This is a genomic window from Shewanella sp. 10N.286.45.A1 (genome assembly GCF_041470405.1).
In the GTDB taxonomy this organism is placed as follows: Bacteria; Pseudomonadota; Gammaproteobacteria; order Enterobacterales; family Shewanellaceae; genus Shewanella.
In genome coordinates this window covers 836-1,288 of sequence record NZ_JBFRMK010000066.1, presented here as the reverse complement: position 1 = coordinate 1,288, position 453 = coordinate 836, and the positions used below count along the sequence as shown (strand labels likewise).

The 453-nt window shown below is 41.5% G+C and carries 1 pseudogene; it reads left to right on the top strand.

The features are described from left to right. Window positions 1-298, top strand: a pseudogene (locus AB4238_RS05650) (transposase); the annotation flags it as partial. Window positions 299-453: the final 155 nt, after the last annotated feature.

Here is a 453-nt window from a genome sequence, read left to right as displayed (position 1 = left end):
TGAGAGAGTACACCAGCCTAAAGGCATTGCTTTCTCACTTAAAGACTACTTAATTCTGGTTGATGAAACGGGTCGAGTTATCCGTGATGACAAACGTGGCGCAATATCTTCCAGTGCAGAAGCTATCTTGAACAGACTAAATATTCCAGCTGCAAACTGGATTAAAATCGTCGCCGAATTTGGCCAACTATTTCATGGTCCAGTTGGTACATTGGAGGAATTCAGCCGCTACTGTGAACACCTCAACAAGCGACGACGGCACTTCTCAAGCAGCTGCGAGTATATGCAAAACCACTGACTCTAAATGGCACTAAAACATCAACTTACCTCAGACAAAATAGCTGAGTTAACCAACAGCACTTCTCTGAAAGCTATTTCAGCCAAATTTCATCATTTTTTGCATAATTCACACTTAGATCCTCTTTAGGGAGGAATATTCATGATAAGAATACG